Genomic DNA, 6,450 nt, shown 5'->3' with positions numbered 1-6,450 from the left:
GGTCGCAGAACCAGATACCGGAGACCTCTTCAGTTGTCGATCACCGCCACGCCGTGACCTTGATCAAACCCACCACTTCTGAAACACGCCTTAGCAGCGACGACCAGCAGCGATAACTCGCCGGCCGGCTTGGGTGCGCGGTCAGAACTTCTGGTACATCACATGCAGGCCGACCAGGCCGAACCTCGGGTGGTCGAACGCCTCCGGCACGGTGGCGAGGATCTCGAAGCCGAGGGAGAGCCACAGGCGTACCGCGACGCTGTTCGTCTCGACCACCGCGTTGAACTGCATGCTGTGATAGCCGGCGGCACGCGCCCACTCGACGGCATGGCTGCCCAGGGCACGTCCGACGCCGGTGCCCTGGTGGGCCGCGTCGACCATGAAGCTGGCGGTCGCCACATGCGCACCGCGTCCGGGGCGGTTCGGCCCCATCTTCGCCGAACCCACCACCTGGTCACCGCGTACGGCCACCACGGTCTGCCCCGGGGGCGGCTCCATCCACAGTGACCGGGCCGTCTCGGCACTCATCCCGTCGGGATAGGCGTACGTCTCGCCGTCCTCCACGATTCGCGAGAAGAACGGAAAAATCTGCGGCCAGTCCCGGTCTTCGGCGGCTCGGATCCTCATGTCGCGCACCCTAGCTGTTAGGAAGGGCCCCTTCCTATCGCTTTCAGCCTTGGAAGGGGCCCTTCCTAACACCCGCCGGCTAGCGCAGATGATCGAGCAAGGTAGGCGGCAGCGGATAGATCTGCTCGACGGGCAGGAGTCGGGCGGCCTCCGTCCGGTCGCCCTGCCGGACCAGTGCGTGGATCTCCTGGGCGAGATCGGTGACATCCTCGACAGCGGTCACCCAGTCATCGACATAGCGGGTGACCGCCACACCCGAGAGTCCCACCTGGATCGCCCGGTACGACAGCGGAGCAAGGTGCAGGTCCCGTTCCGGATCCCACTGGACCCGTACCGGGGACTCGCGCAGCGACTGCCGCCAGTCGTCCCGGCTGGCGTGGATCTGCGGGTCGAAGTGGCTGAGCGCGGCATGTGTCAGCGCCCATTCGAAGCCGTCGCGCCGGATCCGGATCGCCAGCACCCGTTCCTGCCCCGGCTTGGTGGCCCACCCGGAGCGGTACATCATCCAGCGGAACGATGGCTTGATCCAGGTCATCCGGTCCCGGTTGTACCAGTCGGGGAATCCTCCCCGCTCCACTGTGGGTACGGCGATGTGCGGCGGATAGGCCTGGTAGACGGTGATGGTCGAGTCGTCGTACGCGGCTCGGACCTGGCGGTTGTCACTGCTCACCGAGCTATGGTCACCACGCGCCGGTCCGATACGCGAGCGGATTTCCCGTTCTGGCGGGGTATCGTCACGCCGCTCCGGTCAGGCCGCGACAATCACCGGGTGAATATGGCATCCGTCGGCGTACGGCACGCGTCAATCCGGTTCTTCAGCCCGCTGATCCTGGCCGCCGGCCTCCTGACCGGGTGTACCGAGTCGCCCGCACCGCTGCCTGACCCCATCCCCTCGGCCACCCCCACCAGCACCAGTCCCACCTGCCCGGAGTCGGGCGTCGTGATCAGTTCGGGGCCGGTCGAGGCGGCCATGGGGCTCCGGGTGACCCGCGTCGAGATGGTCAACTGCGGTACGGGCCCGTACCGGGTGAACGGCTATCCGGCGCTGCGGGTCCTCGACGGGGAGCGGAAGCCCATGGCGATCGACGTTCTGGACGGCTTCTCGGCCATCACCTCGTCCATCACCGGCTTCGACGGCGCCCCGAAACCGGTCGAATTGTCGCCCGGCCAGGCGGCAGCGGCGGTCGTGGTCTGGCGGAACACGGTGACGGATGCGGCGGCTACCTCGGCGAACGCCACCTACCTGGAGATCGCCCCCGCCGATGGGCAGTCTCCGCAGGTGGTGGCGGTGGACGGGGGCCTCGACCTGGGTACGACCGGCCGGCTCGGGGTCAGCCCGTGGACGTTGCCGGAGCAGACCCCGTCACCGAGCTGACCAGCGCGCGGAACTGACCCGTGCGCCGTTTCCCGGCAGACCAGCCGGGGTACCTGCGCAAAATGAACGCACCGGAACAAACGCCACTGCCCGCCGCACAGGAACAGCCGTACCCCGGTCAGACCGACGGGATGGATCCGCACCCGCGCGACGAGATGACCGACTACGTCGGTCGCGGTCTCCTGGAAAACCGACGCGCGCTGGTGACCGGCGGTGACTCCGGCATCGGCCGGGCGGTCGCGGTGGCCTTCGCCAAGGAGGGTGCCGACGTCGCGATCGCCTACCTCAGTGAGGAGAAGGACGCCCGGCACACCGCCGACCTGGTGGAGGCGGCCGGCCGACGCTGTGTGCTGATCCCCGGTGACCTGGCCGAGGCCGAGCATTGCCAGCATGCGGTCACCCAGACGGTACGCGAGCTGGGCGGGCTGGATCTGTTGGTCAACAACGTCGCCTACCAGCGGAACGCCGACTCGCTGACGGAGATCAGCGACGAGCAGTGGCTACACACCTTCGACGTCAACATCCACAGCTACTTCCGGGTGACCCGGGCCGCCCTGGCCCACCTACCGGAGCAGTCCGCGATCATCAACACGGCCTCGATCAACGGGCTCAAGGGCAACAACCACCTGATCGACTATTCGGCCACCAAGGGCGCGATCATCGCCTTCACCTACTCGCTGGCCCAGTCACTGATGGAGAAGCGGATCCGGGTGAACTGTGTCGCCCCCGGCCCGGTATGGACGCCGCTGATCCCGGCCACCTTCGAGGCCGAGCAGGTCAAGGAGTTCGGCCAGCAGGTGCCGATGGGCCGCCCGGCGCAGCCGGACGAGATCGCCCCGTCGTACGTCTTCTTCGCCAGTAACCAGCTGTCGTCGTACTACAGCGGCGAGGTGCTCGCCCCGATCGGCGGCCTCACCCTGCCGGGCTGAGGTCGCGGGAGCCATCATGCGAACGACCCTCCGGGACACGCCAACTCTCCGGGACACAGCGGTCCCCCGGACCCAGGGGCTGGACAACACGCTCGCCCTGCTCCGGGACGGATACGACTTCATCTCCGACCGGTGCCGCCGGTACGGCTCGGACGTCTTCGAGACCCGGCTGCTGTTCGAACGCACCCTGTGCCTGGTCGGCGCCGAGGCAGCGAAGATCTTCTACGATCCGGACCGTTTCGAGCGGGCCGGAGCCGCGCCCACCCGGTTGCCGAAGACGCTCTTCGGACAGGGCGCGGTGCAGACGCTGGACGGCGCGGCCCACCGCTCCCGCAAGCGGATGTTCATGTCGATCATGACACCGGAGAGCATCCGCGACCTGGTCGGGATCTTCGAGCAGGAGTGGCAGGCTGCCCTCGACCGATGGGAACGGGTCCGATCGATCGTCCTCTACGAGGAGGTTTCCTGGGTACTGTGCCGCGCGGTGTGCCGCTGGGCCGGGGTACCGCTCGCCGTACACGACGTACGTCGGCGCACGGCGGACTTCCAGGCGCTGATCGCCGCCCCGGCGGCGATAGGACCCGCCTACTGGCGGGGGCGGCGGGCCCGGCGCGACTGCGAGCGGTGGCTGGCAGAGGTCGTACGGCAGGTCCGGCGGAGAGAGCAGGCGGCTCCGGTCGGCGGCGTCCTGCACACCTTCGCCGAGCATCGTGAACCGGACGGGCAACTGCTGCCCGACCGGATCGCAGCGGCGGAGTTGCTCAACATCCTGCGGCCCGTGGTGGCCGTCGACCGGTTCATCACCTTCGCGGCGCTGGCCCTGCACCTGCACCCGCGTTGCCGGCAGCAACTGTCCGAGCGTCCCGATCCGGAGGCAGCCCGGCGGTTCACCCAGGAAGTACGCCGGTTCTACCCGTTCTTCCCCGCCGTCGTGGCCCGGGTCCGCACCGACTTCGACTGGAACAGGGTGCGGTTCCCGCAGGGCCGGCGGGTGTTGCTGGATCTCTACGGTACGGACCACGATCCGCGGCTCTGGCCGGATCCCGAGCAGTTCCGCCCGGAGCGGTTCGTGGACCGTCCGGAGGACCCCTGGACGTTGATCCCGCAGGGTGGGGGCGACCATCACGTGGACCACCGCTGCCCCGGTGAGTGGATCACCATCGAGTTGATCCAGAGCGCCGTCACCATGCTGGCCAGTGGAATGAGCTACGAGGTACCGGACCAGGACCTCCGGGTCAGTTTGCGCCGGATGCCCACCCTGCCGAACAGCCGGCTGGTGCTGGCCAACGTGAAACGCCGGTAGCCGAGCCGTACGCGCATACACCGCTAGCCGGACGGGTACGCGGGTCGCCCCCGGCCGCACGCGGAGAATCCGGACGCCGGCCGGGGGCCTGTGACAGGCTCGGGTCATGGACGACAGCACGATTCTGAGCCGGATCACTGAACTCGTCGACGAGGAACGCCGGCTGCGTGGGCACGCCGAGTCGACGCAGGGCAGCACCGACGAGGACCGGGACCGGCTCCGGGAGTTGGAGCAGTCCCTCGACCAGTGCTGGGACCTGCTGCGTCGGCGGCGGGCGGCCCGACAGGCTGGTGCCGATCCGGAGACCGCCCACACACCCGGCGAAACCGAGGTCAAACGCTACCTCCAGTGATCGGCCGGCGCGGGTCGGTGGCCCGACCCGGTACGCGCCACCTGGGCCAGGCTCACCGCAGCCCCACCTCCGCGAGAAGCTGCCGGGTCAGCTCATCCGGGTCGATCAGCTCGGTCGGCAGCCCCCGGGCCGCGAACCACTTCGACACCACCCGTACGTCCCGGGCCAGGAACTCCGCCCCCTGCGGGTTGGCCACCACGTCCACCACCTGCGGCAGGTCGATGAGCACCAGCCGACCGTCACGCACCAGCAGGTTGTACGGCGACAGGTCACCATGCGCCAGCCCGGCCCGGGCCAGTACGACCAGCGCATCGACCAGCTGGTGCCACAGGTCATGCAGCTCAGCGGAGTCTGGGCGCAGTTGCGCCAGCCGAGGGGCAGCGCTACCTGTGGTGGCGTCGCCGACGAACTCCAACATCAGCTCGGTGCCGAGCAACTGGACCGGATAGGGCACCGCGATGGTGCCGTACTCGGCACCGATCTCCCAGAGCTGGGACAGGGCGGCGAACTCGGCAGCCGCCCACTGGCCAGCGATCATCTGGCGTCCGAAGGCGGTCCGTCCCTCCATCGCCCGGTTCTCCCGGGACCGGCGTACCCGACGGCCCTCCAGATAGCCGGCGTCCCGGTGGAAGAGCCGATGCTCGGCCGCCCGGTAGCGCTTGACCGCCAGCAGGCAGGACCGGTCTGTGTCGGGTACGCCCCGGCGCATCAGGTGCACCTCGGCTTCCTTGCCGGTCTTGAGTACGCCCAGTTCGGTGTCGACGGCGGCCAACTCGGTGACCAGCCAGTCCGGGTACGGGGCTGGTCCGGTCACCGCCTGGTCCCAACTGGACCAGCGGTCGCCGCTCGACGGCTCGTCGGTGTCGGCGTTGGTGTCGAAGCTCGGTGCCGGCTCGTGCCGGGACCGTTTCAGGAAACGCGGCTCGTCATCGTCGAAACGACGGTTGCCACGGGATCGGCGCTGGAAGGCCGATGAAGTCTGGTCGTGCTCACGCACAGCGGTGTCCCCTTGAACGAGGTGAGAGAAGACATGACGAAGTGGGACGTGGAAGCAACCATTGCCCTCTCCTCTCGTTCGTTCAGGGGCACGCCGGATTCGGCAGCCGGCGCCATTTTGCGCCCACCGGATCGGCGGGGCAATCGAATTAGCCGGCGAGTACGGTGGCCAGCGCCGGGATCAGCCCGTCCACGACCCGGGTGGGGGCGAACCGGGGTTCCATCCACCGGCGGCCGCGATGCAGCCACACGCTGGGTAGGCCCATCGCCGCCGCACCACCGATGTCGGCCTCCGGGCCGTCGCCGACGATCCAGGCACCGCGCAGGTGCATGCGGGCCCGTTGGGCGGCGAGCGCGAAGATCCGGGGATTGGGTTTACTCACCCCGGCCTCCTCGGAGATGACCCAGTCCGCGACGTAGCGGTCCAGGCCGGTCCGGCGAATCTTCGTATCCTCCTGGCGGACCGTGCCGTTGCAGACCACCACCGGTACCCAGCCCGCATCGCTGGCGATGCGCAGCGCACAGGCATTCAGCGGATCGAGCCGGAGATAGGCACCCATCCCTTCATCCTGCGCATCGACCAGGTCGATGGCGGGGGTATGCAGGCCGTAACGGTCCCGGATCGCGTCAGCGACATCCCACCGGTCGGTCAGCCCGTCCGCGTCCACCGACAGAAGCCAGTCGATGTCGCTGTCCGGTGCCCCGATCTCCGCCAGGAAGCTCTGCGCCCAGGACCGGAAGGCCCCGGCCCGGTCGAGCAGGGTGTTGTCCAGGTCGAGGAGCAGCAGTGGCACGCCGCGACCCTACGTGACCCGGGGGACTCGGCAACAGTCCGCCAGCTAAACAAACTGCGCCGTCAATCAGATTT

The 6,450-nt window shown here is 68.7% G+C and carries 8 protein-coding genes; 4 read left to right on the top strand and 4 right to left on the bottom strand.

Features of this window, described 5'->3' with window-relative positions; translation table 11 throughout:
• Nucleotides 1-141 precede the first annotated feature (141 nt).
• Together ACWDV4_RS26400 and ACWDV4_RS26395 are read right to left on the bottom strand one after the other, a co-directional pair.
• Nucleotides 142-627: an N-acetyltransferase family protein gene (locus ACWDV4_RS26400; RefSeq protein WP_449983902.1), complete on the bottom strand. Its 486-nt coding sequence runs from the start codon at nt 625-627 to the stop codon at nt 142-144.
• Between the two features lie 79 nt (nt 628-706).
• A complete protein-coding gene (locus ACWDV4_RS26395; protein ID WP_449983899.1) occupies nt 707-1,297 on the bottom strand; it encodes a DUF4291 domain-containing protein in 591 nt (196 codons plus the stop codon).
• A 105-nt stretch (nt 1,298-1,402) separates the two neighbouring features.
• On the opposite strand from ACWDV4_RS26395, the gene ACWDV4_RS26390 reads away from it, so the two are divergent.
• The 4 genes from ACWDV4_RS26390 to ACWDV4_RS26375 all read left to right on the top strand — a co-directional run bounded on the left by ACWDV4_RS26390 (nt 1,403) and on the right by ACWDV4_RS26375 (nt 4,586).
• Nucleotides 1,403-2,002 (top strand): DUF4232 domain-containing protein, encoded by a 600-nt coding sequence (locus ACWDV4_RS26390; RefSeq protein ID WP_449983928.1) that lies wholly within the window; start codon nt 1,403-1,405, stop codon nt 2,000-2,002.
• Nucleotides 2,003-2,022: 20 nt separating this feature from the next.
• The gene (locus ACWDV4_RS26385; protein WP_449983896.1) at nt 2,023-2,931 is read left to right on the top strand and encodes an SDR family oxidoreductase; all 909 of its coding nucleotides are present in this window, start codon (nt 2,023-2,025) and stop codon (nt 2,929-2,931) included.
• 16 nt (nt 2,932-2,947) lie between these two features.
• Nucleotides 2,948-4,234, top strand: a complete 1,287-nt coding sequence (locus ACWDV4_RS26380) for a cytochrome P450 (protein ID WP_449983894.1) — start codon at nt 2,948-2,950, stop codon at nt 4,232-4,234.
• A 106-nt stretch (nt 4,235-4,340) separates the two neighbouring features.
• Nucleotides 4,341-4,586, top strand: coding sequence for a DUF2630 family protein (locus tag ACWDV4_RS26375; protein WP_449983891.1), 246 nt, complete (start codon nt 4,341-4,343; stop codon nt 4,584-4,586).
• A 52-nt stretch (nt 4,587-4,638) separates the two neighbouring features.
• Here ACWDV4_RS26375 and ACWDV4_RS26370 read toward each other — a convergent pair whose 3' ends face one another.
• Both ACWDV4_RS26370 and ACWDV4_RS26365 read right to left on the bottom strand, forming a co-directional pair.
• Nucleotides 4,639-5,583, bottom strand: coding sequence for a serine protein kinase RIO (locus ACWDV4_RS26370; protein ID WP_449983889.1), 945 nt, complete (start codon nt 5,581-5,583; stop codon nt 4,639-4,641).
• A gap of 148 nt (nt 5,584-5,731) precedes the next feature.
• Nucleotides 5,732-6,376, bottom strand: a complete 645-nt coding sequence (locus tag ACWDV4_RS26365) for an HAD family hydrolase (protein WP_449983887.1) — start codon at nt 6,374-6,376, stop codon at nt 5,732-5,734.
• Nucleotides 6,377-6,450 lie beyond the last annotated feature (74 nt).

Source organism: Micromonospora sp. NPDC003197 (genome assembly GCF_053590565.1).
The sequence above is the reverse complement of the archived record's forward strand: the minus strand, read 5'-3'. Positions and strand labels throughout refer to the sequence as shown.